Origin of the sequence: Thermaerobacter sp. PB12/4term (genome assembly GCF_003403315.2) — a bacterium.
Lineage (GTDB): Bacteria > Bacillota > Sulfobacillia > Thermaerobacterales > Thermaerobacteraceae > Thermaerobacter.
Genome location: NZ_CP048407.1, coordinates 1 through 24,350 on the forward strand (window position 1 = coordinate 1; position 24,350 = coordinate 24,350).

18 protein-coding genes, 6 tRNA genes and 1 other RNA gene are annotated in these 24,350 nt (G+C 71.6%); 23 read left to right on the forward strand and 2 right to left on the reverse strand.

All coding sequences use genetic code 11. From position 1 onward, the window contains the following. From dnaA to DYI95_RS00050, 10 genes are all read left to right on the forward strand, one after another. A complete protein-coding gene (gene dnaA / locus DYI95_RS00005; protein WP_116899647.1) occupies positions 1-1,383 on the forward strand; it encodes a chromosomal replication initiator protein DnaA in 1,383 nt (460 codons plus the stop codon). A gap of 302 nt (positions 1,384-1,685) precedes the next feature. Further along, positions 1,686-2,798 carry a DNA polymerase III subunit beta gene (dnaN, locus tag DYI95_RS00010; protein WP_116899646.1) on the forward strand — a complete coding sequence of 371 codons (1,113 nt, stop codon included), beginning with the start codon at positions 1,686-1,688 and terminating at the stop codon, positions 2,796-2,798. A 118-nt stretch (positions 2,799-2,916) separates the two neighbouring features. Then, positions 2,917-4,050, forward strand: coding sequence for a DNA replication/repair protein RecF (locus DYI95_RS00015; RefSeq protein WP_116899645.1), 1,134 nt, complete (start codon positions 2,917-2,919; stop codon positions 4,048-4,050). Continuing rightward, positions 4,047-5,264: a DUF721 domain-containing protein gene (locus DYI95_RS00020; RefSeq protein WP_243149769.1), complete on the forward strand. Its 1,218-nt coding sequence runs from the start codon at positions 4,047-4,049 to the stop codon at positions 5,262-5,264. The genes DYI95_RS00015 and DYI95_RS00020 overlap by 4 nt, the downstream gene beginning before the upstream one ends. A gap of 40 nt (positions 5,265-5,304) precedes the next feature. Continuing rightward, positions 5,305-5,571 carry an extracellular matrix regulator RemB gene (gene remB / locus DYI95_RS00025; protein WP_243149997.1) on the forward strand — a complete coding sequence of 89 codons (267 nt, stop codon included), beginning with the start codon at positions 5,305-5,307 and terminating at the stop codon, positions 5,569-5,571. Between the two features lie 286 nt (positions 5,572-5,857). Next, positions 5,858-7,765: a DNA topoisomerase (ATP-hydrolyzing) subunit B gene (gyrB, locus tag DYI95_RS00030; protein WP_116899642.1), complete on the forward strand. Its 1,908-nt coding sequence runs from the start codon at positions 5,858-5,860 to the stop codon at positions 7,763-7,765. A 368-nt stretch (positions 7,766-8,133) separates the two neighbouring features. Continuing rightward, positions 8,134-10,566, forward strand: coding sequence for a DNA gyrase subunit A (gene gyrA, locus DYI95_RS00035; protein WP_116899641.1), 2,433 nt, complete (start codon positions 8,134-8,136; stop codon positions 10,564-10,566). 89 nt (positions 10,567-10,655) lie between these two features. Beyond that, positions 10,656-11,765: an AIR synthase family protein gene (locus DYI95_RS00040; RefSeq protein WP_116899640.1), complete on the forward strand. Its 1,110-nt coding sequence runs from the start codon at positions 10,656-10,658 to the stop codon at positions 11,763-11,765. A gap of 89 nt (positions 11,766-11,854) precedes the next feature. Further along, positions 11,855-13,129: a serine--tRNA ligase gene (gene serS / locus DYI95_RS00045; protein ID WP_116899870.1), complete on the forward strand. Its 1,275-nt coding sequence runs from the start codon at positions 11,855-11,857 to the stop codon at positions 13,127-13,129. Between the two features lie 203 nt (positions 13,130-13,332). Further along, a tRNA-Ser gene (locus DYI95_RS00050) sits at positions 13,333-13,420 on the forward strand. Positions 13,421-13,537: 117 nt separating this feature from the next. Here the strand turns inward: DYI95_RS00050 and DYI95_RS00055 are convergent. Then, entirely contained in the window at positions 13,538-13,810 is a 273-nt protein-coding gene (locus DYI95_RS00055) for a YqhV family protein (protein ID WP_116899639.1), read from the reverse strand. Between the two features lie 217 nt (positions 13,811-14,027). On the opposite strand from DYI95_RS00055, the gene DYI95_RS00060 reads away from it, so the two are divergent. From DYI95_RS00060 to DYI95_RS00085, 6 genes are all read left to right on the forward strand, one after another. Then, positions 14,028-14,119 (forward strand) — tRNA-Ser (locus tag DYI95_RS00060). A gap of 21 nt (positions 14,120-14,140) precedes the next feature. Then, positions 14,141-14,215: transfer RNA gene (locus DYI95_RS00065), tRNA-Arg, on the forward strand. Between the two features lie 233 nt (positions 14,216-14,448). Beyond that, positions 14,449-16,110 (forward strand): spore germination protein, encoded by a 1,662-nt coding sequence (locus DYI95_RS00070; RefSeq protein ID WP_116899638.1) that lies wholly within the window; start codon positions 14,449-14,451, stop codon positions 16,108-16,110. Beyond that, positions 16,110-17,384 (forward strand): Ger(x)C family spore germination protein, encoded by a 1,275-nt coding sequence (locus DYI95_RS00075; RefSeq protein WP_116899637.1) that lies wholly within the window; start codon positions 16,110-16,112, stop codon positions 17,382-17,384. Before DYI95_RS00070 ends, DYI95_RS00075 begins: the two co-directional genes overlap by 1 nt. Before the next feature lie 91 nt (positions 17,385-17,475). Further along, positions 17,476-17,706, forward strand: coding sequence for a hypothetical protein (locus DYI95_RS00080; protein ID WP_116899636.1), 231 nt, complete (start codon positions 17,476-17,478; stop codon positions 17,704-17,706). Positions 17,707-17,819: 113 nt separating this feature from the next. After that, on the forward strand, positions 17,820-19,019 hold the full coding sequence (locus DYI95_RS00085) for an endospore germination permease (RefSeq protein WP_116899635.1): 1,200 nt from the start codon (positions 17,820-17,822) through the stop codon (positions 19,017-19,019). A 187-nt stretch (positions 19,020-19,206) separates the two neighbouring features. Here the strand turns inward: DYI95_RS00085 and DYI95_RS00090 are convergent, their stop codons facing one another. Beyond that, positions 19,207-19,659, reverse strand: coding sequence for a QueT transporter family protein (locus DYI95_RS00090; RefSeq protein WP_116899634.1), 453 nt, complete (start codon positions 19,657-19,659; stop codon positions 19,207-19,209). A gap of 255 nt (positions 19,660-19,914) precedes the next feature. Between DYI95_RS00090 and DYI95_RS00095 the strand changes: the two genes are divergently transcribed. From DYI95_RS00095 to DYI95_RS00125, 7 genes are all read left to right on the forward strand, one after another. Further along, positions 19,915-19,987: transfer RNA gene (locus tag DYI95_RS00095), tRNA-Arg, on the forward strand. 238 nt (positions 19,988-20,225) lie between these two features. Continuing rightward, a complete protein-coding gene (gene tadA, locus DYI95_RS00100) occupies positions 20,226-20,813 on the forward strand; it encodes a tRNA adenosine(34) deaminase TadA (RefSeq protein WP_243149770.1) in 588 nt (195 codons plus the stop codon). Positions 20,814-20,979: 166 nt separating this feature from the next. Next, positions 20,980-21,066: transfer RNA gene (locus DYI95_RS00105), tRNA-Ser, on the forward strand. 144 nt (positions 21,067-21,210) lie between these two features. After that, a tRNA-Ser gene (locus DYI95_RS00110) sits at positions 21,211-21,297 on the forward strand. Between the two features lie 64 nt (positions 21,298-21,361). Further along, positions 21,362-21,625, forward strand: an RNA gene (gene ffs / locus DYI95_RS00115) — signal recognition particle sRNA large type. Positions 21,626-21,697: 72 nt separating this feature from the next. Then, a complete protein-coding gene (gene dnaX / locus DYI95_RS00120; RefSeq protein WP_116899633.1) occupies positions 21,698-24,046 on the forward strand; it encodes a DNA polymerase III subunit gamma/tau in 2,349 nt (782 codons plus the stop codon). Continuing rightward, the gene (locus DYI95_RS00125) at positions 24,006-24,338 is read left to right on the forward strand and encodes a YbaB/EbfC family nucleoid-associated protein (RefSeq protein ID WP_116899632.1); all 333 of its coding nucleotides are present in this window, start codon (positions 24,006-24,008) and stop codon (positions 24,336-24,338) included. The genes dnaX and DYI95_RS00125 overlap by 41 nt, the downstream gene beginning before the upstream one ends. The last annotated feature ends 12 nt before the right edge of the window (positions 24,339-24,350 follow it).

Below are 24,350 nucleotides of genomic sequence, written 5' to 3' on the forward strand. Positions count from 1 at the left end.
GTGGTAAAGGGCGAGCTGGCCGAGGTATGGGCCGAGGCGCTGCAGTTGATCGAGCGCCAGCTGACCCGGCCGAGCTACGAGGCCTGGTTGCGCAACACGCGACCCCTATCCCTGGAGGACGGCCGCCTGGTGCTGGCGGTCCCCAACCAGTTTGCCCGGGACTGGGTGCTGGAGCGCTGCTCCACCGCCATCGTGGACTCCCTGCGGCGGGTGTTGGGTCACGACGTTCGCCTGGAAGTGGTGGTCGAACCGCAGCCGGCCCCGGCAGCCGGCCAGGTGGCGGCCACCACCGAAGCCGCCCTGGCACCGGGCACACCGGCGGGACCGGCCGCCGATGCCGGCTCGTCCTGGCGGACACTCTCCCAGCCGCTCAACCCCAAGTACACCTTCGAGACCTTCGTCACCGGCTCGGGCAACCGGCTGGCCCACGCCGCGGCCCTGGCCGTGGCGGAGGCGCCCGCGCGCACCTACAACCCGCTGTTCATCTACGGCGGGGTGGGGCTGGGCAAGACCCATCTGATGCAAGCCGTCGCCCACCACGTGCTGCGCAAGCATGGCAGCCGCGTGGCCTATGTGTCCTGCGAGACCTTCACCAACGAGATGATCAACGCCATACGCGACGGCAAGACCCTGGAGTTCCGCAACCGCTACCGGAACGTGGACGTGCTGCTGGTCGACGACATCCAGTTTCTGGCGGGGAAGGAAAGTACCCAGGAGGAGTTCTTCCACACCTTCAACGCCCTGCACGAGGCCAACCGCCAGATCGTCATCTCCAGCGACCGGCCGCCCAAGGAGATCCCCACCCTGGAGGAACGGCTGCGCTCTCGCTTCGAGTGGGGGCTGATTTCGGACATCCAGCCGCCCGACTTCGAGACGCGGGTCGCCATCCTGCGCAAGAAGGCCCAGCTGGAGAAGCTGCGGGTGCCCGACGACGTCATCGCCTTCATCGCGGAGCGCATCGACACCAACATCCGGGAGCTGGAAGGCGCCCTGATCCGGCTGGTGGCCTTCGCCTCGCTGACCAACCACGAGATCGACCTGGATCTGGCGGCCGAGGTGCTCAAAGACATCCTGCCCCCGCCGCGGGCCAACAAGGTCACCATCGCGCGGATCCAGGAGGTGGTGGCCGAGTACTACGGCGTCAAGGTGCGGGACCTCAAGGCCCGGCGCCGCACCCGGGCCATCGCCTTCCCGCGGCAGGTCGCCATGTACCTCTGCCGCGAGCTAACCGAGGCGTCCCTGCCCCGGATCGGGGAGGAATTCGGCGGCCGCGACCATACCACGGTGCTCCACGCCTACGAGAAGATCAGCCAGGATGTGCGCAACGATCCCCAGCTGGGCCGCCAGGTCAAGGAACTGATGGAGCTGATCCGCAAGGGCTGAGCTCCGTCCGCCCGCGCCGGCCGTCCCGGCCGCAACGGGCCCGGGGGCTGCAGCTCGCTGTGGCGTTCCTGTGGAAAGGCCGTGGACAAGGAGCCGCCTCCTGGGGACAAGGTGGGGAGCCATCGCAGGATCCCCGGCACGGCCGGGGAAAGTGTGGACAGAGGCGACGGGTTATCGACAGCTTGTCCCCCGTCACGACACGGTTCGACACCAGGGTCCGGCGGGCTTTTCCACAGTGCCCACAGGCCCTACTACAACTACGGCGAGGAGACCGATTACATTCTTTGAGGAGGAAGGCCACCTTGCGCCTGACCATCGACCAGAGCGACCTGCACGCGGCGCTGCAAGTGGCCAGCCGGGCCGTGGCCACACGGACCACCCTGGCGGCCCTCTCCGGGATCCTCCTGGTGGCCGAGCCCGAACAACTGCGCCTGGTGGCCACCGACCTGGAGATGACGATGGAGGCCCTGGCGCCCGCCCGGGTTCAGGAAGAAGGGTCCGTCATCCTGCCGGGCCGGCACCTGGCGGAGCTGGTTCGCCGGCTGCCGCCCGGAGAGGTCCAGCTGGAGGTCGATCCCGGCCACCGGGCCCGCCTGCTGCAGCACCGCTCCCGCTTCACCCTCCACGGCATGGATCCCGCGGCCTTTCCGGCCCTGCCCCGGGTCGGGGCGGGTAGCACGGTCCTGTTCGACAACGCGGTGATGCGCCACGTGTTGCGGCGCACCACCATGGCCGTTTCCACCGACGAGTCGCGCCCCATCCTGACCGGGGTGAGTTTCCGGGTGGAGGGCGACCGCCTGGAGGCGCTGGCGACCGACGGGTTCCGCATCGCCGCGTGCCGCGTCACCCTGGAGCGGCCCGTGGAGGGCCAGCCCGTGGACGCGGTGATCCCCGGCCGGAGTCTGGCCGAGGTGGCGCGGCTGCTGCCCGACGAGGGGATCGGCCGGCTGATCCTCGACGACACCCAGGCGGGATTCCAGCTGGGGGAGGTCCGGCTGATCTCGCGGCTCCTGGAAGGGACGTACCCGCGGGTCCTCGACCTGGTGCCGTCCCAGTACCCCACCCGGGTGCAGGTACCGACCCGGGCCTTCCAGGAAGCGTGCGAGCGGGCCGCCTTGCTGTCGGATACGCGCCAGGCGGCGCGCTGGCTGATCCGCCTGACCGTGGAGCCCGGGCGGCTGGTGGTCACGGCCAGCGACCCCGAGCTGGGCGAGGCCCGGGAGGAGGTTCCCGCCCAGGTGGACGGGGAGGGCATGACCATCGGGTTCAACGCCCGGTACCTGGTCGACGGGCTCAAGGCCATCGACAGCGACGAGGTCCTGTTTGAGCTGACCGACCCGCTCAAGGCCAGCCGGCTGCGGGGCGTAGCGAGCGACGACTTCTTCTACATCGTGCTGCCGGTCAAGATCAGCTGACCGCCCGCAGCCGGCGGCGGCCAGAGGCGGGTCGCGCCTGCCAGCCGTCCGCCCGCGGCCGGGGTGGAACCGGCCCCCGCCGGCACCCGGTCCGGGAACGGGCCAGGGAGGGAAGGCTGTGGTCATCCGGAGGGTGGTGCTGCGGCAGTTTCGCAGTTATGAACAGGCCACCCTGGAACTGAATTCCCGCCTGACCCTCCTGGCCGGTCCCAACGGCATCGGGAAGACCAACCTGCTGGAGGCGATCCATTTCGCCGCCACCGGCCGCTCACCCCGGACCACGCGGGACACGGACCTGATCCGGCACGGGGCGCCGCTGGCCTACGTGCGGGTGGAGTGGGACGACCCGGTGGCGGGCCGCCGGGTGGTGGAGATGGCCCTTCACCGCCAGCAGGGCAAGGCCCTGCGCCTGGACGGGCGCAAGCGCCAGCGGCTGGCGGATCTCCAGGGCGCGCTGCCCATCGTGTACTTCGCGCCGGAGAGCCTGGCCCTGGTCAAGGCGGGGCCCGCGGCCCGGCGCGGCTTCCTCGACGACCTGCTCGGCCAGCTGGTGCCGGGATACGCCCAGCTGTTGCACGACTACCAGCGGGTGCTGACCCAGCGCAACCAGCTGCTGCGGGAGATCCGTGCGGGCCGGGCCGCCGGCTCCCTGCTGGCCATCTGGGACGAGCCCCTCTACCGCCACGGCCAGGCCATCCGCCACCGCCGGCGGCAGCTTCTGGACGAGCTGGCCCCGCTGGCCGCGGCAGCGGCGGGCCGGGTGGCAGCGGGGGGCGCGGCGGGGGCCGGTGTGCTGGAGCTGGGTTACCTGGCCGCCGAACCCGACGGACTGGTGGAGGACGGCGCCGTTTCCTCGCCGGAAGGGCTGGCCGCCCTCCACCGGGAAGAGGTGGCCCGGGGGACTACCCTGTGGGGGCCCCAGCGGGACGACTTTGCCCTCTTCCTGGACGGCCAGGACGCCCGCGCCTTCGCCTCCCAGGGGCAGCAGCGGGCCCTGGCCCTGGCCCTGACCCTGGCGCAGGTCGAGCTCATCCACCGGCGGCTGGGCCGGTGGCCGGTGCTGCTGCTGGACGATGTGTTGTCGGAGCTGGATGGAAAGCGCCGGCGGTACCTGCTGGAGGCCGTCAGCGCCTTGCCTCAGGTGATCCTGACGGCCACCGAGCCGCCGGAATGGCCCGAGGGCACCAGCCCGCGGGTCATCCCGCTGCCGCTGGGGCCGGAAGGGGAAGCGGAACCGGGATGGCCGGGATGAGACGCCAGCCCGCCGCCAGGGACGCCGGAGCCATGGGCGGGCGAACAGGCGGGGAGGCCACGGAGGGCCGGGCAGCGGGACCGGCCCAGGCGCTGGGCCCCGTGCTGGAAGGGCTTTTGATGCGCCTGGGCCTGGCTACCCAGGCCCGGCGCTACCGGATCATGCATGAATGGGCCCGGGTGGTGGGGCCGGTGATCGCCGCCCGGGCCCGGCCCTACCGGCTCACCGGTGACGTGCTGTGGGTGGCCGTTCAGCACCCCGGCTGGGCCCAGGAGCTGTCCTTCCTGAAGGGAAAGATCGTGGCGGACTTGAACGCCGCCGCCGGTGTCCCGGTGATCCGGGACATTCGCTTCACCGCCGGGCCGCGGGGCCCACGCCGGGAGGCGCCTTCTGGGGTGCTTTCCGGCAGCTCCGCGTCGCGAAGGGAGGGGAGGGCTCCGGCCGGCCCGTCCGGCGGGGGGCCCGCCGGGGAACCGGGCGGGACGGACAACCGCCTGCCGTGGCCCGCCGATCCCGCACTGCAGGAGGCCGCCACGCGCTGGCTGGGTGCCGCCCGCTGGCGGCGAAGGTGGGCCCTGGAGCGGGGATGGCGGCCCTGCGGATCCTGCGGCAGCCTGTTCCCGCCGGGACCGGACGGCGACGATGCGGCCGGGGCCGGCCTCTGCCCGGCCTGCCGGGCGGCCCGGGAAGAGCGGCTGCGGCAGCAGGTGCGGGCTCTCCTTGAGCGGGATCCCTGGCTCACCTGCCCCCAGGTGGCCCAGACGCTGGGGGTTGGGCCGGAGGTGGTGGCCCGCCTTTACCGGGAGGAACGGGCAGCCCTCCAGGATCGCTGGCGGGCCCGGTTGCGGGCGCTGGCGGCCGGGCTCCGCCGCGGCGAGCCACCGCCGCCGGAGACCCGCTCGCTGCTCCTGCGCTACGTTCTCCTACGCACGGGGCGCGAACCGGGCGCCCTGACGGCGGAAGAGGCGCTGGCAGCGGTGGGGGCGAGGCTGGTACCCCTCTGGGAAGCCTGCTTCACCGGCAGCCTTCCCGGGGCGCGTACCGGCCCGGCCGGCAGTGCCCGCCGGCCGCTGGGCCGTGAGGCCGGTGGCCGGGATGCGGGCCAGAAGGGGCCGGCGGTTCCTCCCGACCACGGTCGTCCAGCCCGATCCAGACCCGGCAGCCGCCCGCGGCGGGCAGGCGCGGTGGGCGAGGAGCCGTATGAGGGAACGTAAGAAACGGGTACCTGCGGTACCCTGGAAGCGGGGGTTGGCCGTGTTCCTCCACATCGGGTCGGATGCGATCCTGCCCTATCGGGAGATCGTGGCCATCCTGGACGCGGAGCTCCTGCGCCACTCGCAGGCGGTGCACGACCTGGTGGTCCTGCAGCAGCTCGAAAAGCGGGTCACCGACCTTTCCGGCGGGCAGCCCCGCTCCATTGTGGTGGCCGACCGTGGCATCTTCCTCTCGCCGATCTCGGTGCTCACCTTGCGGCGGCGCGGCAACGTGCTGGTGAGCGAGGGCGCAGCCCCGGCCCGGTGAGGGGTGATGCCACCTCGGGCCGGTGGCGGCGCCGGCCGCCGGCGGCGGGAGGTCGAATCGCGCACCCATCCGGAGGCACCGGACGGGCACGGCCCGGCGCCGCTCCAATCCGGCCGCCCGCCTACGGCCGCCCGCCGCCCCGGCACGGCCGCGGACCCCGGCCCTCCGGCCGCCGCCGGAGTGCCAAACTATTCATGGTATAATCAACGCCGTGTCTACTGCCCGTTGGACCGCGCCGGCGGCCCTTTTCGCCGGCGACATCGTCCCCCAGCAAGGAGGCTTCGGCGTGGCGCGCACGGGTTACGACGAGAGCCAGATTCAGGTCCTTGAGGGCCTGGAAGCCGTTCGGCGGCGGCCGGGCATGTACATCGGCTCCACGGGGCCGAGGGGGCTCCACCACCTGATCTGGGAAGTGGTGGACAACGCCGTGGACGAAGCCCTGGCGGGCCGGTGCACGGCCATCACCGTGACCCTCCACGCCGACGGCAGCTGCAGCGTGCGCGACAACGGCGGCGGCATCCCCGTGGGCATCCACCCCAAGGTGGGCAAGCCCACGGTGGAAGTCGTCCTGACCATGCTTCACGCCGGCGGCAAGTTCGACGGGCAGGCCTACAAGGTCTCCGGCGGCCTCCACGGGGTGGGCGTCTCGGTGGTCAACGCCCTGTCGGAGTGGCTGGAGGTCGAAGTTCGCCGCGAGGGCCGGATCCACCGCCAGCGTTACCGGCGGGGCCAGCCGGAAACGGGCCTGGAGGTGGTGGGGACCACCGCCGCGGACGACACCGGCACCTACGTCCGGTTCAAGCCCGACCCCGAGATCTTCGAGGAGACGGAGTTCAAGTACGACGTGGTGGTGGGCCGGCTGCGGGAGATCGCCCTGCTCAACTCCGGCCTGTACATCGAGCTGCGGGACGAGCGCACGGGGGAGCGCAACCTGTTCCAGTTCATGGGCGGGCTGCGGTCCTTCGTGGCGCTGCTCAACCGGACCAAGGAGGCCCTGCACCCCGAGCCCATCAGCCACAAGGCGGAACGCGACGGGGTTGAGGTGGAGATGGCCCTGCAGTGGACCACCTCCTATGTGGAGACCCTGTACTCCTTTGCCAACACCATCCACACCCACGAGGGCGGCACCCACGAGGCCGGCTTCAAGATGGCCCTGACGCGGGTGGTCAACGATTACGCCCGCAAGGCGAACCTGCTGAAGAACGGGGACGAGAACCTCGCCGGCGACGACATCCGCGAGGGGCTGACGGCCGTCCTCAGCGTCAAGCTGCCCGAGCCCCAGTTCGAGGGCCAGACCAAGACCAAGCTGGGCAACTCGGAGGTCCGGGGCGTGGTCGACTCCGTCACCGGCGAGGCCCTGGCCACCTACTTTGAAGAAAACCCCCAGGTGGCGCGGCGGGTAGTGGAGAAGGCCATCACCGCCATGCGGGCCCGGGAGGCGGCCCGCAAGGCCCGGGAACTGACGCGGCGCAAGTCGGCCCTGGAGGTCACCGCCCTGCCGGGCAAGCTGACGGACTGCACGGTCCGCGATCCGGCCATGGCGGAGCTGTTCATTGTCGAGGGCGACTCGGCCGGCGGCTCGGCCAAGCAAGGGCGGGACCGGCGCTTCCAGGCGGTGTTGCCGCTGCGGGGCAAGATCCTCAACGTGGAAAAGGCGCGGCTGGACAAGATCCTGGCCCACGACGAGATCCGGGCACTGATCACCGCCATCGGCACGGGCATCGGCGACGAATTCGACATCCACCGGGCCCGGTACCACAAGATCATCCTGATGACCGATGCCGACGTGGACGGTGCCCACATCCGGACGCTGCTTCTGACGTTCTTCTTCCGGTACATGCGGCCGCTGATCGAAGCCGGCTACGTCTACATCGCCCAGCCGCCCCTGTACCTGGTACGGCAAGGCAAGGAAGAACACTACTTCTACGACGACGACCAGTTGGAGGCCTTCTTCCGCCAGGTGGGCAAGCGCATGCCCGCCCAGCGGTTCAAGGGCCTGGGCGAGATGAACGCCGAGCAGCTCTGGGAGACCACCATGAACCCGGAAACCCGGACGCTGCTCCAGGTCACCCTGGAAGACGCCATGGCCGCGGACCAGATCTTCTCCATCCTGATGGGAAGCCGGGTCGAGCCGCGGCGGGAGTTCATCGAGCAGTACGCCCGCAAGGTGCGGTTTCTGGACACCATCGGCTGACCCGGTAGGCCGGCGGAACCTGGCTGGCAGGACCCGCCGGTCCCCTGCGGCCCGGGCTGGCCAGCGGCTGAAGCGGGGGTGGCGCGCCGCGCCTCCGACAGCGCCGCGCAGGAGCGGTAGGTGCAGCGCGCCCTCGAGGATGGGCGCCCGGTAGGAGCGGCTGGCAGGAGCACAGGGTGCAGGCTCTTCGGGGCGGGGGATGGCACGGGCGGCGCGCCGGCCGCCGCCATGGCACGGGCTGCTGGCGCCCGCCCGGCTGCGTTCGTCCGGTGACGGTCCGGACCACCCCGGGGGATGAACCCACCGGCCCGCGGGCTGCGGCAACGGCGGCCCGGACGAGCCCGGCACGGAGGACGAGGAGCGACGCAATGGCAGAGTACACTCACGGCAAGATCCTCCCCGTCGACATCGAGGAGGAGATGAAACAGTCCTACATCGATTACGCGATGAGCGTGATCGTCAACCGGGCGCTGCCCGACGTGCGGGACGGCCTCAAGCCCGTCCACCGCCGCATCCTCTTCGCCATGCGGGAGGGGGGGAACACCCCCGACAAGCCCTTCAAGAAGTCCGCCCGCACCGTGGGTGACGTGCTGGGCAAGTACCATCCCCACGGCGATGCCGCCGTCTACGACGCCCTGGTGCGCATGGCCCAGGACTTCTCCATGCGCTACCCGCTGATCGAGGGCCATGGCAACTTCGGCTCCATCGACGGCGACCCCCCGGCGGCCATGCGCTACACCGAGGCCCGCCTGAGCCCCCTGGCCATGGAGCTCATGCGGGACCTGGACAAGGACACCGTCGACTTCGTCCCCAACTTCGACGAGACGGAGCAGGAGCCGGCCGTGTTGCCGGCGCGCTTCCCCAACCTGCTGGTCAACGGGGCCGCGGGCATCGCCGTGGGCATGGCGACCAACATCCCGCCCCACAACCTGCGGGAGGCCATCGACGGCGTCATCCACCTGATCGATCGTCCCGATGCCACCGATCGCGACCTGATGAAGGTGATCAAGGGGCCGGACTTCCCCACGGGCGGCATCATCGTGGGGCGGGAAGGCATTCGCCAGGCCTACACCACGGGCCGGGGCATCATCACCATCCGCGCCCACGCCCAGATCGAGACCGCGGCCAGCGGCAAGGCGCGCATCGTGGTCACCGAGATCCCCTACGAGGTCACCAAGAGCAAGATCATCGAAAAGATCGCCGAGCTGGTTCAGGAGCGGCGCATCGAGGGCATCACCGACTTGCGGGACGAGACGGACCGCTCGGGGCTGCGGGTGGTCATCGAGCTGGCCCGGGGCGCCAACCCCAACGTGATTCTCAACCAGCTGTACAAGTTCACCCCCATGCAGGTCAGCTACGGCATCATCCTGCTGGCCCTGGTGGACGGGCAGCCGCGGGTGCTCACCCTCAAGCAGCTCTTGCGCCACTACCTGGACCACCAGAAGGACGTGATCGTGCGCCGGACCCGGCACGACCTGGCCAAGGCCGAGGCCCGGGCCCACATCCTGGAAGGGCTGCGCATCGCCCTGGACCACATCGACACCGTGATCACCCTGATCCGCCAGTCGCGCACCGTCGACGAAGCCCGGGCCGGGCTGATGGAGAACTTCAACCTGACGGAGAAGCAGGCCCAGGCGATCCTGGACATGCGCCTGCAGCGGCTGACCGGCCTGGAACGGGAAAAGGTGGAGGAAGAGTACCAGGAGCTCTTGAAGGAGATCGAATACCTGCGGGCGGTCCTGAACTCGGAGAAGATGGTGCTGGACATCATCAAGCAGGAGCTGGGCGAGATCCGGGACCGCTTTGGCGACGACCGGCGCACGCGCATCGTCGCCGGTGCCGCCGAGTTCGAGGTGGAGGACCTGATCGCCGAGGAGGACGTGGTGATCACCCTGACCCACCGCGGCTACATCAAGCGGCTGCCCGTGGACACGTACCGCAGCCAGCGCCGCGGCGGCCGGGGCATCACCGGCATCCAGACCCGGGAGGAGGACTTCGTCTCCCAGCTCTTCATCGCCACCACCCACGAGAACCTGCTCTTCTTCACCAACCGGGGCAAGGTCTATCACCGCCGCGTGCACGAGGTGCCCGAGGCCAGCCGCACGGCCCGGGGCACGGCGGTGGTGAACCTGATCGAGATCGGGCAGGACGAACAGGTGACCGCCGTCATCCCCGTGCGGGATTTCGGGGAGGACCGCGACCTGCTGATGTGCACCCGGCGCGGGGTGGTCAAGCGGACGGCCCTGGCCGAGTTCGGCCACATCCGCCGCGGCGGGCTCATCGCCCTGTCCCTGGATCCGGGCGACGAGCTGGTGGCGGTCCAGCTCACCGACGGCCGCGGCGACGTCCTGCTGCTTACCCGGCAGGGTCAGGCCATCCGCTTCCCGGTGGCGGAGGTCCGCACCATGGGCCGGACCGCCCGCGGCGTGATGGGCATTCGCCTGGAAGAGGGCGATGAGGTGGTGGGCATGGAGGTGGCCGACGACGAGGCCCACCTGCTGGTGATCACCGACCGGGGCTACGGCAAGCGCACGCCCGTCCGGGAGTTCCGGGCCCAGGGACGCGGGGGCAAGGGGATCCGGGCCATCACCCTGACGGCCCGCAACGGGCAGGTGGCCGGCTTCGAGGTGGTGCGGCCGGGTGAGGAGGTCATGCTGATCTCCCAGGGCGGGATCGTGCTGCGGGTCCCCGTGGACCAGGTGTCGATCCAGGGCCGGGCGGCCCAGGGGGTCACGGTGATGCGCCTGGAGCCGGGCGATCGGGTCTCCGCCGTGGCCACCGTGGCCCAGCGGGGAGATTGAGAGGTCCCCATGCGGCAACCCGCCCCCAATCCCGGTAGCCAGCCCGTGGCTCCGGACCAACCGGCGGACGAACAGGCGGGGGAGAGGCGATGAACCAGGATCCCACCAGGCCCCAACCGGCTGCGGCCGCACCGGGCCAGCCCGCCGAGCCCAGGGCCGGCGGGACGGCCGGGCTGCTGCCGGAGGGCAAGTTGCCGGCCGCGCTGCTGGAAAAGCTGGTTCTTCCGCGGACGGGGATGCAGCGGCGCGAGGTGGTGCTGGCCGCGGCCCCGGGGGAAGACGCGGCCGCCCTCGACCTGGGGGGCGACCTGTGCGTGGCGGCCAGCGACCCGATCACCGGTGCGGGCCACCACGCCGGCTGGCTGGCGGTGCACGTCAATTGCAACGACGTGGCCGCCACCGGGGCCGAACCGGTGGCCGTGCTCCTCACCATCCTCCTGCCGCCGGGCGCGCCCCAGGCGATGCTGGAAGAGCTGATGGCCGGGGCCCACGCCGCGGCCCGGGAGGTGGGTTGCCAGATCGCCGGCGGGCACACCGAGGTGACCCCCGGCTTGGCCCAGCCCCTGGTGGTGGCCACGGCCCTGGGCCGCACGCCGCCGGCAGGCCTGATGCCCAGCGGAGGCGCCCGGCCGGGCGACGTGCTGCTGCTCACCAAGTGGGCGGGCCTGGAGGGAACGGCCATCCTGGCCGCTGACTGCCGCCAGGCCCTGCGGGACCGGGGCGTGGCCGAGCCGGTGCTGGAGGCAGCGGCCGGCCTGGGGCGCTGGCTCAGCATCGTGCCCGAGGCCCGGGTGGCCGCGCGGCGCGGCGCCCATGCCATGCATGACGTCACCGAAGGGGGCGTGCTGGGCGCCGTCTGGGAGATGATCGCTGCCGCCCGGCAGTTCCAGGGCGAGCTGGTGGGCTGCGTGGTGGAAACCGCCGCCATCCCCGTGCGCGATGAGACGCGGGTCATCTGCGCCGCCGCGGGGATCGATCCGCTGCGGCTCATCGGCTCGGGAGCCTTGCTGGTGGCGGCACCGCCGGACCTGGCCGCGGAGCTGCAGGCGGCATGGCAGGAAGCGGGCATCCCGGCGGCAGCCATCGGCCGGGTGACCGGAGACGGGCGGCTGCGCCGGGTCGGCCCCGGCGGGCAGGAAGGGGAGCTGGAGCCGCCCGGGACCGACGCCCTGTGGGCCGCGCGGGCGCGGCTGTCCTGACGGCAGGCCGGCCCGGCCGGCCGGTGAACCCGCCGGGGTGCCGGGGTGGGGCGGTGCCCCGCCCGTCGCAAGCGAAGGGGGAACAGTCGTTGCTGGACCTGCGCTTTGTACGCCAGCATCCGGAAGTGGTGCGGGAAGCCCTGCGCCGGCGGCGCCTGGATGCGGCGGACCTTGACGCCCTGCTGGAGGCTGACGCCCGCTGGCGCCAGCACCTGCAGCGGCTGGAGGAATTGCGGGCCCGCCGCAACGAGACTTCCGAGGCCATCGGGCGCTTGCGCCGTGAAGGGGCCGATGCCTCGGAACTCATTGCCGCCATGCGCCAGGTGGGCGACACCATCAAGGAACTGGAAGAGCAGGTTCGCCAGCTGGAGCAGGAGATCCAGGACCGGCTGCTGCGTTTGCCCATGATTCCGGACCCCGAGGTGCCCGACGGCGACGACGCCGGCGACAACGTGGAGGTACGCCGTTGGGGCACGCCGCCGGAGTTCGGCTTCGAGCCCAGGGCCCACTGGGATCTGGGACCCGCCCTGGGGATCCTGGACTTCGAGCGCGCCGCCAAGATCACCGGCGCACGCTTCACCGTCTTTCGCGGCCTGGGCGCGCGGCTGGTGCGGGCACTGATCCAGTTCATGCTGGACCTGCACACCCGGGAGCACGGCTACACCGAGGTGTTGCCGCCCTTTCTGGTCCACCGCCAGAGCATGATCGGCACCGGCCAGCTGCCCAAGTTCGAGGAGGACGCCTTCCGGGTGGCCGATTCGGACTTCTATCTGGTCCCCACGGCGGAGGTGCCCGTCACCAACCTCTACCGGGACGAGATCCTGGACGCGGGCCAGCTGCCGATCTACCACGTGGCGTACACGCCCTGCTTCCGCGCCGAGGCGGGGTCGGCCGGGCGTGACACCCGCGGGCTGATCCGCCAGCACCAGTTCGACAAGGTGGAGCTGGTGAAGTTCGTCCACCCCGAATGGTCGCCGGAGGAACACGAGAAGCTGGTGGCCGATGCCGAGGCGGTGCTGCAACGCCTGGGCCTCCCGTACCGGGTCGTTCTGATCTGTACGGGTGACATGGGCTTTGCCCAGGCCCGGCAGTACGACCTGGAGGTCTGGATGCCCAGCTACGGGCGTTACGTGGAGATCTCGTCCTGCAGCAACTACCGCGACTACCAGGCGCGCCGGGCGAACATCCGCTTCCGTCCCGAACCCGGGGCGCGGCCGCAGTTCGTCCACACCCTCAACGGGTCGGGCCTGGCCGTGGGGCGCACCCTGGCCGCCCTGCTGGAAAACTACCAGCAGGCCGATGGCAGCGTGGTGATCCCGCCCGCCCTGCGCCCGTACGTGGGGGTTGAAGTGCTCCGGGCGTGATAGGCGGAGCGGGCGCGCGAAGCCTGGGCTCGTGCGGCAGGCGTCCGTGCGACAGGCGCGCGTGCGGCAGGCGCCCGGCGCCGCCCCGGGCGAAGCAGGTACGGGGCAGCGCCCTGGGCTCCCGTGGCTCCATCCCGCGCCCCCGCGGCTCCATACCGTGTTACAATTCTGAATGTCTCCGGTCTGGATGTCTCCGGATGTCCGGAAGGGTGGCGGAGTGGTTGAACGCGGCGGTCTTGAAAACCGCTGTGGGCCTCGGGCCCACCGTGGGTTCGAATCCCACCCCTTCCGCAGGACTTGTTCCCGCGCGAACGGCCCGCCGGCGGGCCGGGCAAAGGCGGGATCCCGCGCCGCGCCGTCCAGGCCGCGCTTGCCAGGCCGGCCCAGCCGGTGGTGACCACCAAGCTCTTACCCGACGCGGGTGCCGATCAAGATCAGCGCCACGCCTCCCAGGATCAGGGCCAGCTTGAGGGGCGGCATGGAGCCGGCCACGCCGGCCAGGCCGATGGCCGTGGCCAGCATCATGGCCAGCGGCCCTGCCCCGGCCAGGAGCGCATTGATCTCCAGCGCCCGGTCGACGCGGCCGTAGCGCCAGATCAGCACGGCCGCCAGCACCTCCAGGCTACCGGAGAGGAGCCGGGTCAGGGCCATGCCGGCTACATAGGGGTTGGGCGGTACCACAGGCCTCGCCTCCGTTCCCAGTCCACCCTACGCCGGGCGACGCCTGTCCATGATGGGGGACCGCCATGGCGGCGCCGGTGGCTGCGAGCCGGGGCGACGGGGGCGCGAGCGGTTCCGGCATCCAGTGCGCCCGTGCCCGTTCCCGGGCGGAGCCGGCGGGCGGGGCGGCGCGGGTTGCACCGCCCGCAAGCCTGTGCTAACATTGGGGCTGTCGCCGGGAAGGGTGCCTGAGAGGTCGAAAGGAGCCGCCTGCTAAGCGGTTGAGGGGCCTTTAAAGCCCCTCCGAGGGTTCGAATCCCTCCCCTTCCGCTGAGCGCCAAAGGTTGTCGTGCGCCGTTAGCTCAGTCCGGATAGAGCGGCTGACTACGGATCAGCAGGTCGGGGGTTCAAATCCTCCACGGCGCACCGAAGAAACCCGGAACACGCGAGGGTTTCTTCAGCCATTCCCATCCCGGGAGCTGCGGCTCCCGGGATTTTGCTGCGCGCAGAACCGGATGGCGGCCACCGCCATCCGGTTCTGCTTTTGCTGGAGCCAGCAGGGGCGGCTCGGGCATGACCCTGCGAGGTCCCTGTCAACCTAAGCGCGGGATGGCAGGTGTCGGCGGCGCGGCCGGCCGGCCGTCCCGGGGGGTGGGACCGTGCCGCTGTTCTTCCGGCCCGGCCCCTGGTACCAGAAGCCCGGGGGCCAGGACAAGGACTGGCGCCACCTCGAAGGGTCCCTGCGCCACCTGGAAGCCAGCCTTCAGGACCTGCGCTCTACCCTGGACCGGACCCTGTTGCTGGAGCACCGCAGCCTGACGGGCCGTCTCCAGGAGGATGTCCAACTTTTCAAGCGCGCCCTGGAGCGGGTCGACGATTTCGTGGTCCGCAGGATCTGGCTGCGCAACGGGGCGGGAGTCGCGCTGCTCTTCATCGAGGGGCTGGTGGACACCCGGGCGGTGCAGGAATTCGTCCTGGCTCCCATCCTGCGGGTGCGCAGCGAGCAGCTGCCCCGCGGCCGCAACCTGCAAAGGGTGCTCACGGAGCGCGTCCTGCCCACCACGGGCAACATGCGGGCCCGGACCATCGACAGCCTGCTCAAGGGCATCCTCTCCGGCAGCGTGGTGCTCCTGGTGGACGGCTGCACCGACGCGCTCAACATCGACATGCGCAAGCTGCCCGAGCGGTCCGTGGAAGAACCCACCATGGAGCCCGTCATCCGCGGGCCTCGGGATGGCTTCACGGAAGACTTTCAGACCAACATCAGCCTGATCCGCCGGCGGCTGGCGGACATCCGCTTCAAGGTCGAACAGGTACGGGTGGGCCGGGTCACCCACACCCGGGTGGCTGTTTGCTACCTCCAGGGCATCGCCAACCCCCACCTGGTCACCGAGGTGAAGAGCCGTCTCCACCGCATCGAGGCCGACGGCATCCTGGAGAGCGGCTACATCGAGGAGTGGATCGAGGACAACCCCCGCTCCATCTTTCCCCAGATCCTGCACACGGAACGGCCCGACGTGGTGGCCGGCGCCCTGCTGGAGGGCCGGGTGGCCATCGTGACCGACGGCACGCCCTTTGTGCTGGTGGTGCCGGTTTCCTTGTGGACGTTCCTGCAGACGGCGGAGGACTACAACGTGCGGTTCGCGGCCACCACCGCCCTGCGCTGGTTGCGCTACCTGTTCGCCCTGGTAGCGCTGCTCCTGCCGTCCCTATACGTTGCCGTGACCACTTACCATCCCGAGATGCTGCCCACGCCGCTGCTGATGACCGTAGCCGCGACCCGCGAGGGCATACCCTTTCCCGCCGTGGTGGAGGCCCTGCTGGTGGAGATCATCTTCGAAGCCCTGCGGGAGGCCGGGGTGCGCCTGCCCCGCACCATCGGCCAGACGGTCGGCATCGTGGGCGCCATCGTCATCGGCGAGGCGGCCGTCATGGCAGGTATCGTGTCGGCGCCCATGGTGATCATCGTAGCCATCACGGGCATTGCCAACTTCACCATTGCCCGGTTCAACCTGGCCTTTGCCATCCGGCTCCTGCGCTTTCCCCTGATGCTGCTGGCGGGCATGTTCGGCCTGTACGGGGTCATCCTGGGGCTCATGGGTATCGTGATCCACCTGGCCGGCCTGCGCTCGTTCGGCTACCCCTACCTAGCACCCGTCGCCCCGCTCAACGCACCCGACCTCAAGGACGTGGCCGTGCGGGTGCCCCACTGGGCCATGACCCGGCGGCCCACCCACGTGGCTCGCCGCAACTGGCGCCGCGCCCGGCCAGGTTTGCAGCCCAGCGCCCGGCGCTGGCCCGGGCTCGGAGGGGCACCTTGATGGCGAGCCGCGCCGGCATCGCCGGAGCCGGTATCGCCGGAGAGGGAAGCGCCCCGCCCCGAGGGCCTGTGGGGCAGCAACGGTGCCTCCCTTCCGGGCTTTGGCGCCTCCGGTGGGAATGGCGCCGGACCGCGGCCCTGCTTGTCCTGGCCGCGCTCGTCCTGACCGGTTGCTGGGACCGGGTGGAGATCAACGACCGGGCCATTGTGCTGGGGATGGCCGTTGACCGGGACGAAGGCGGCCGCTTTCGGGTCACCCTCAGCGTTGCCGACCCGGCGCGCTTTCCCCGGCCGGGCCAGCAAGGGTCCAGCCAGGTGGGGCAAAAGCCGGTCATCTACATTCAGGGCTCGGGCCGGACCCTGGCCGACGCCCTGTCCCTGATCCAGGAGGTCGAACCTCGGCGCTTATACTACTCCCACCTCAAGGCGCTGCTCATCGGCGAAGAGGCGGCGAGCCGGGGCATCGGCCCGGTGCTGGACTTCTTGATGCGGGATGCCCAGCCACGCCTCGAGCTCATGGTGGCCGTTACGCCCGGCGAGGCGGGTCCCAAGTTCCTCCAGGCCACTCCGCCCCTGGAGTCCTTGCCGGCCGATGCCCTGAGGGAACTGATCCGGCTGCGCCTGGGCATCATGGTGCCCCTTCACCGGCTGGTGCGGGCCCTCTATGAGCCCGGGCAGGAACCCGTCCTGCCGCGGGTGGAACTGGCGCCGGCAACCAACGACGGGATGCCGGTGAAGGGTTGGCTTATCGACGGGGTTGGCGTCTTCAAGGGTGACCGGCTGGTGGGATGGCTGGACAACGCCACCACCCGTGGCCTGATGTGGCTGCGCGGGGAGATCCAGAGGGGGACCATCACCGTCTCCCTGCCGGGCGGGTCGGTCAGCCTGCGCCTGCTGCACGCGCGAACCCAGCTGCAGCCGGTGGTGGATGGGGACCGGGTGGTGATGCTGGTGCAGGTGGCGACCGAAGACGACCTGGTGGACAACCCCGCCGGTCTCGAGGTCTCCTCCCCTGCCGCCATTCGCCGGATCGAGGAACTGGCCGCCCGGGAGATCGTCCGGAGGGCAGAGGAGGCACGCATCGCCCTGCAGGATCGCCTGCGCACCGATGCCGCCGGTTTTGGTGCCATCCTGCGGCGGCGCAACCCCGCGGCCTGGGCTAGGCTGGGACCCCGGTGGGAAGAGGTTTTTCCCCGGGTGGAGGTGCGGTACCGGGTCCAGGTCAACGTGCGCCGGCCCGGGCTGACCACCGGCGCGCCTGCCCGTTCGCGTTGACCGTCACGGCGGGCCGGACGCCGCCCGGCCGGGCCCCGGTCGCGGCGATGGGCCGGCCGAGTCGGAACAACAGGGTTGGGGAGGAGATACGGTGCAGATCCTGTTGATGCTGGCCGTGGTGACCGTGATCCTCGGGATCGAACTGCCTCCCCTCCTGCGCCAGGGGTCGCGGCGCCTGGCCATGGTGTACCTGATCCTCATGGCCCTGGCGACGGGCATCGGCGTTCTCCAGGGGCTCCACTGGCGGGGGCCCACGCTCGTGGACCTGCTGAACGCCCTCTTCACACCGTGGCGGCTGTGGATGACGCCGGGTATGGGATGACCCAGGGCCGTCGCGGCAGTGGCCGCTCTTCCCCGCGGCGGCCGCCGGCGTCGGCGGGCGGCCCTTCAGCCCTAAAGTGCGAGGCGCCGCAGGCCCCCGGCAACACTACCGGTATGACCCCGTACGAGCCCCAGACAGAGCAGGTGTCCCCCTGGCAGCTCTTTGTGCTGCTCTTCTTCACCATTTCACCGACCACGGTCCTGGCGCTGCCGGCCCTGACCGGGCAATATGCCGGCCATGATGCGTGGCTGTCGGTGGCGCTGGGCACCCTGGCCGGGGTCGCTGTGGTCCAGTTGCACCTGGCCCTGGCCCAACGCTTTCCAGGCCGGGGATGGACGGACATCCACCGCCTGGTGCTGGGTCGCTGGCTGGGGGCGGTGGTCAACCTCCTGACCTGGGGCTGGGTCCTGTTGACCGCCGCCGTCATCGCCCGGGAATTCGGCGAGTTCGTCGTGGCCACGGTGCTTCCCCTGACACCCCTGGTGGTGATCCAGGGTACGGCCCTGGCCCTGGCCATGTGGGCCGCCCGGGACGGGCTGGAGGTGCTGGCCCGCGTGGCGGAGCTCCTCTTGCCGGTGATCGCGGCATCCTTCGTGTTCCTCCTGGTGTTGCTGCTGCCCAACATCGACGGGCGCGCCATCCTTCCCCTGCTGGAGAGCGGCTGGGGCAACCTGTTGCGCGGTGCGGTGCCGCCCCTGGCCTGGCTGGGGGAGACGGTGTTGTCCCTGGTCGTCCTTCCGTCCCTGGCCCACTGGGATGGCGCCCGGCGCGCCGGTTCGGCCGCGGTGCTGGTGGTGGGCACGCTTTTAACCCTCCTGACCCTGGGGACCATCCTGGTGCTGGGGGATACGGCCGCCCTCTTCACCTTTCCCCTGTTCGCCGCGACCCGCACCGTCAGCATCGCCGATTTCATCGAGCGGCTGGAACCCGTGCTGACCGCCGTCTGGGTGGGCGGGCTGGTGATCAAGATGGGCGTTTGGGTCTTTGCCGCCAGTGTCACCGGCGCGGGCGCCTTCGGGGTGGACGATTACCGCCCGCTGGTTACACCCATGACGGCCCTGGTGCTGGCGCTGTCCATCTGGCTTTTCCCCAGCAGCGTGGAGATGACCGACTTCCTGGCCCGCACCTGGCCCTTCCTGGCGCTGCTGTTTCAGGTGGTGGTACCTTCCGCCGTTCTGCTGCTCGCCCTGCTGCGCGGCTTGCCCGCCCGGGGTGGCGGATGGCCAGCCCCGGAACCGGCGGGCAGCCGGGCGCCTGGAGCGTCACCGCCCGGGCCCGCGGGACCCGGCGGCGCCCGGCCCGGCGGGCGTTAGGTGAGGGCGCCGGCCAGCTGTCGCGACCCCGGACGGCGCGCCGGCCGCCATGCCGGGTGCGGCGCGCGCCGGGCCGGTGGGTTGCCGCCCCCATCGCTGGTGCAGGTTTCCGGACGGGCCTGCCGGCCGGGTGCGGCGGGTCGATGGGGCGCCGTCTTCGCGGAGCCGATCCTGGGGACCAAGTGCGTCAGCGCGCCTGGCGGCGGCGGAGCACCTGAACCAGAGGATAGCCCAGAAGAAAGACGACCCCCGCTTCCCCGGCCCCGATCCACAGCACCCAGGGCAGGTAGGGTGTATGGGTCAGGTAGGCCAAATAACCGCCGACCAGGACGGCGTTGAACACCACGGGTGCCAGATAACCGGCCGGGTGGAAGGGGAAGCGGCGGGTGACCAGGGCGGCGACCAGGGTCACCAGGGAGCCTCCGACCACGTCCCAGAGGCCGAAGGGGCTCTGGAGATTGGCCAGGGCAACGCCGGCAAAAAGGCCCGGCACCGCCTCGGCCCAGATCATGGGCAGCAGGGTGAGGGCCTCGCTCACCCGGAACTGGATCTGCCCGAAGGAGATAGGCTGGAAGATCAGGGTGAGCACCACGTACAGGGCGGCGATCATGCCCGCTCGCAACCAGCGCCGAAGGTCCATGCCATGCGCTCCTCCCTCAGCCGTTATCGCTCGTCTCCCGGCCGTTGTCAGGCCGGGCCGGCGCGCTGCGCCGGGCCCGCCGTCCTTCCCGGAGCCCGGGCAACCGCCGGGCGGGCCGGGCTGGGCGGACCATCGCCGGCCCCGCGCCTGGCCGGGTCGGCCCCGGCGAACCCTGTCCCAGGCCGGGTCGCCCTGTGGCCAGGGTCCATGTTAGAATAACCGCGTGGCGGCGCGTAGCCCGGCGGTCCGCCACTTGCGCCCGTAGCTCAGGTGGAAGAGCGCTTCCGTCCTAAGGAAGGCGTCGGGGGTTCGAGTCCTCCCGGGCGCACCGTGCAGCGTCATGGCGGGCGCACCACGGGGCAGGGGCGGTGGCACCGGCCCGGCGACCGAACCGCCTGGACCGCGCACCGCCCCGCCCCGCCGGATCCCGGCCAGAGCCCGGCTGCTCTGGCCTTTTTCATCGCTTCTTTCGTCCCCGGCCGCGGCCTGAGGGCGCACCGCCGGCCGGCGCCTTGAAGCGGCGGGTGCGCGGGCGGCCTGGGCCAGCTCGGAGAGGGGGTGCCGCGGTGGCCGGCACCGTTCATCCGGACGAACCGGCCCAGGGCGCCACGGCCGCCGGGGGCGGCGCCCTGGCCGGCGACGACCCGGACCAGCGGTACATGGCCGAGGCCCTGGCCGAGGCCCGGCGTGCGCTGGCCCTCGGGGAGGTCCCCGTGGGAGCGGTAGCCGTCTACCAGGACGCCATCATCGCGCGCGGTCACAACCTGCGCGAGCGGCTGGGCGACCCCACTGCCCACGCGGAGATCCTGGTGCTGCGGAAAGCGGCTGCGCGCCTGGGGGGCTGGCGGCTGGAAGGGGTGACCCTGTACGTCACCCTGGAACCTTGCCCCATGTGCGCGGGGGCCATCGTCCTGGCGCGGGTGCCGCGGCTAGTCTATGGTGCCCCCGATCCCAAAGCCGGCGCGGCCGGCAGCTTGATGAACCTGGTGCAACATGATAGACTGAATCACCGAGTCGAGCTGCGTTCCGGTGTGCTGGCCGAGGCCAGCGCAGCTTTATTGCGCGGCTTCTTCCGCGGGCTGCGGGACCCGGGCCGCTTGCCCCGCGATCCCGGTGTGCTGCCCGACCCCGGAGGAACCGGCCCGGGCGCCTGAACCTACGGGTCGGATCGGCGGCGCGGGCGGCTTGCGGCGGTGGTGAACCGCCGTCGCCACCGGCCGGGGGTGGTCGGGGTGCGGGACACCGGAGCGTGGCCGGCGGGGTCCGCGGCGCTGTGCCTCCCAGGAGCGGCGAGGCCATGGGCCGGGTCGCAGGCAGCATGGAAGGGTGCCGGAGTGGTTGAACGGGGCGGTCTCGAAAACCGTTGTGGGCGCAAGCCCACCGTGGGTTCGAATCCCACCCCTTCCGCAGGATGCCGGCCCGGCCGCACCCGCGGTCCGGTTCCCGGACCGGCCCCGGCCCGCTGCTCGGATGGCCGGCTCGGATGGCCGGCGGCGGTCCGGCCCAGGTGAAAAAGCGAGCAGGACAACGACGGAGAACCGTCCACGGCGAGGAAGGGTGGCCGAGCGGTTTAAGGCACACGCCTGGAGAGCGTGTGTGGGCGCAAGCCCACCGTGGGTTCGAATCCCACCCCTTCCGCCCTTTTTGTCTTCAAGACTAGCGTTTCTTGCCTTTGGTTTTGGTTCTGTCCTTTATGCTTTGGCCGTGCTAGACGGGGAGGTAGCGGTGCCCTGTACCCGCAATCCGCTATAGCGGGGTCGAATTCCCGTCCGAGGCCCTCGCGGTCGGGGCCAGCACCGGACACGGGGTGTTGAAGGCCGGGTCCCGCGCAACGTGGACTCGTGAACCCCGCCAGGCCCGGAAGGGAGCAACGGTAAGCGAGCCACCGCGTGTGCCGCGGGGTAGCCGGGCCGGAGCCCACGGTTCGGCCAGCGCCCGGGTGCGGGTGTCGACGACGGGTGCACGGCCAGCCTTTGCGGGAGGGCGACGGCGGAACCGCTACCGCCGCCGCCCTTTCTTCTTGGCAGGGGGGTTTTTGTTGAGCCAGCCCTACCAGGCCCTCTACCGCAGCTGGCGGCCCCAGCGCTTCGACGGTGTGGTGGGGCAGGAGCATGTCATCCGGACCCTGGCCAACGCCCTGCGCACCGGCCGTGTGGCCCACGCGTACCTCTTCGCCGGGCCGCGCGGCACCGGCAAGACCTCCGTCGCCAAGCTCCTGGCCAAGGCGGTGAACTGCCAGTCCCCCGAAGGCGTTGAGCCCTGCAACCGCTGCGACCTCTGCCGGGAGATCAACGACGGCTCCACCATGGACGTGCTGGAGATCGATGCCGCCTCCAACCGCGGCATCGACGAGATCCGCGAGCTGCGGGAGCGGGTGCGCTACGCGCCGGCCCGCGGGCGGTACAAGGTGTACATCATCGACGAGGTCCACATGCTGACCACCGAGGCGTTCAACGCCTTGCTGAAGACCCTGGAAGAGCCGCCGGCCCATGCCCTGTTCATCCTGGCCACCACCGAGCCCCACCGGCTGCCGGCCACCATCATCTCCCGCTGCCAGCGCTTCGACTTCCACCGGCTGAGCCCCGAGCAGATCGTGCAGCGGCTGGAGGCGGTCTGCACCGCCATGGGCGTTGAGGCGGAACCAGAAGCGCTGCGCCTGCTGGCCCGGCTGGCCGAAGGCGGCCTGCGGGACGCCTTGAGCCTGCTGGACCAGTGCCTGGCCATGGGCGGTGACCGGCTGGAGGTAGCCGTGGTGGCCGAGCTTCTGGGGCTCGCCCCGGGGGAAGGCATCCTGGCCCTGACCCGCGCGGTGGTGGAAGGCGACATGGGCGCCGGCCTGCGGGCGGTGGCCGACCTCGCGGCCCAGGGCGTCGACCTGGCCCAGGCCCTGCGGGACTGGGTGGCCTGCTGGCGCGACCTGCTGGCCCTCCGCTCCGGCCTGGACAGCCGGAACCTGCTCTATGCCGGGGAAGACCTGGCGGCCCGCCTGGAGCCCCTGGCCCGGGGCCTGGACGACGCCACGGCGCTGGCCTGTTTTGATGCCCTGGCCGAAGGGGAGGCGCTGCTGCGCTGGAGCGGCCAGCCCCGCCTGGCCCTGGAGGCCGCGCTGATCCGGGCGGTGGGGGAGCGGCTGGCCCGGGCTCCCGGCGGTGCCGCAGGCACGGCGGCGCCGGCGGCCGGCGTCGAACCGGCTGGCGCCGCCTGGGGCGGCCGGCCCGGGGATGGGGGGCCGGGCCGGGGGGCGGGGGCGATGGTCCCCGCGACTGCACCCGCCGCCGGGCCGGAGCGGCCCGAGCCGGAGGAGTCCGGGCCGGAAGGGCTGGCCACCCGGACGCCCGCCCAGCAGCGGTCCCGGCCCACCGGGGGGAGCGGGCATACCTCCGCAGCAGCAGGCCCGGCACCGGCGGGGCCCGAGCCCGCTGCGGAGGGCGGCGCCGCGCCGGGGCAGGCAGCGGCCGCCCCGCCCCAGGCGCTGGCCCAACAATGGGAGCGCTTCTTGCAGTCCCTGCGCCGGCGGCGGGAGTGGACGGCCCTGCATGCGCTGCTGCGGGCCGCGGGCGCACCCCGGGTGGCGGGGGCCGAGCTGGAGATTCCCTTTGCCCAGCCGGGGATGGCCCGAACGGCCGAGGTCAAGCTGCCCCAGCTGCGCCGCGCCATCGAAGCCTTTCTCGGCGCGCCGGTACCGGTCCGGGTTACCGTCGGCAACGGTGGTCCACCTTCCGGCCCGGGGGCGTCACCGGCCCAGGCCCAGGAGGCCGACGGACCGGCCGCCGCCCCCGCCGCAGGGCGGGCCAGGGAGCCGGAAGGGCGTGCGGACGGGGCGGCCCCCGAGGTCGCAGGGGCGCAGGAGCCCCCCACCACCCCGGTGGACCCCGGGATGCAGGTGCCTTTTGGGCCCGCTGCGCCCCAAGGTGCCCATGCGCGGCAGACCCCGGACCTGCAGGAACGCGATGCACCCCCTGCGACCGGGGGCGACGGCGCGGCCCAGGAGAGGGAAAGGGGAGCGGCGCCGCCTCGTGGCAGCGGCAACACCCCGGGGGCAGGCACGGCGTCACGCCCGGCGCCGGGGCCGGCCCAGGGGCAACCCGCGGAGAGGGGTGCCCCCGGCAACTCCAGCGGGCGGGCGGCAGCCCGGTGCCATCCTCCGCTAGGGCAGGGGGGGACCGATGCCCAGCCTCCGCGGGCGCAGCCGGCGACCCCGCCCGATCCTCCGCCGGCGCCGGCGGCGACCGCACCGGTGCCGGGTTCGTCGGGGGAGAGCCTGCCGCCGGACCTGGATGCGGTGCAGAGGGCGGCCTGGGAACTCTTTGGAGGGCAGTGGATCCCGGTAAAGGAGGAATGGCAGCGTGAGCTTCGGCCCCATGGGCAAGATGCTGAAACAGCTTGAGAAGATGCAGCAGGAGATGGCTCGCCTGCAGGAAGAGCTGGGCCAGCGCGAGGTGGAGGCCACGGCCGGCGGCGGCATGGTCAAGGCGGTGGTCAACGGGCGCCAGGAGCTGCTGCGCCTGGAGATCGCGCGGGAAGCCGTCGACCCTGACGACGTGGAACTCCTGCAGGACATGATCGTGGCAGCGGTCAACGAGGCCACCCGCAAGGCCCAGGAGATGGTCCAGGCCGAGATGGCCCGGGTGACGGGCGGGCTCAAGCTGCCGAAGCTGCCGGGTTTGCCCGGCTTCTGAGGAGCGCGATGC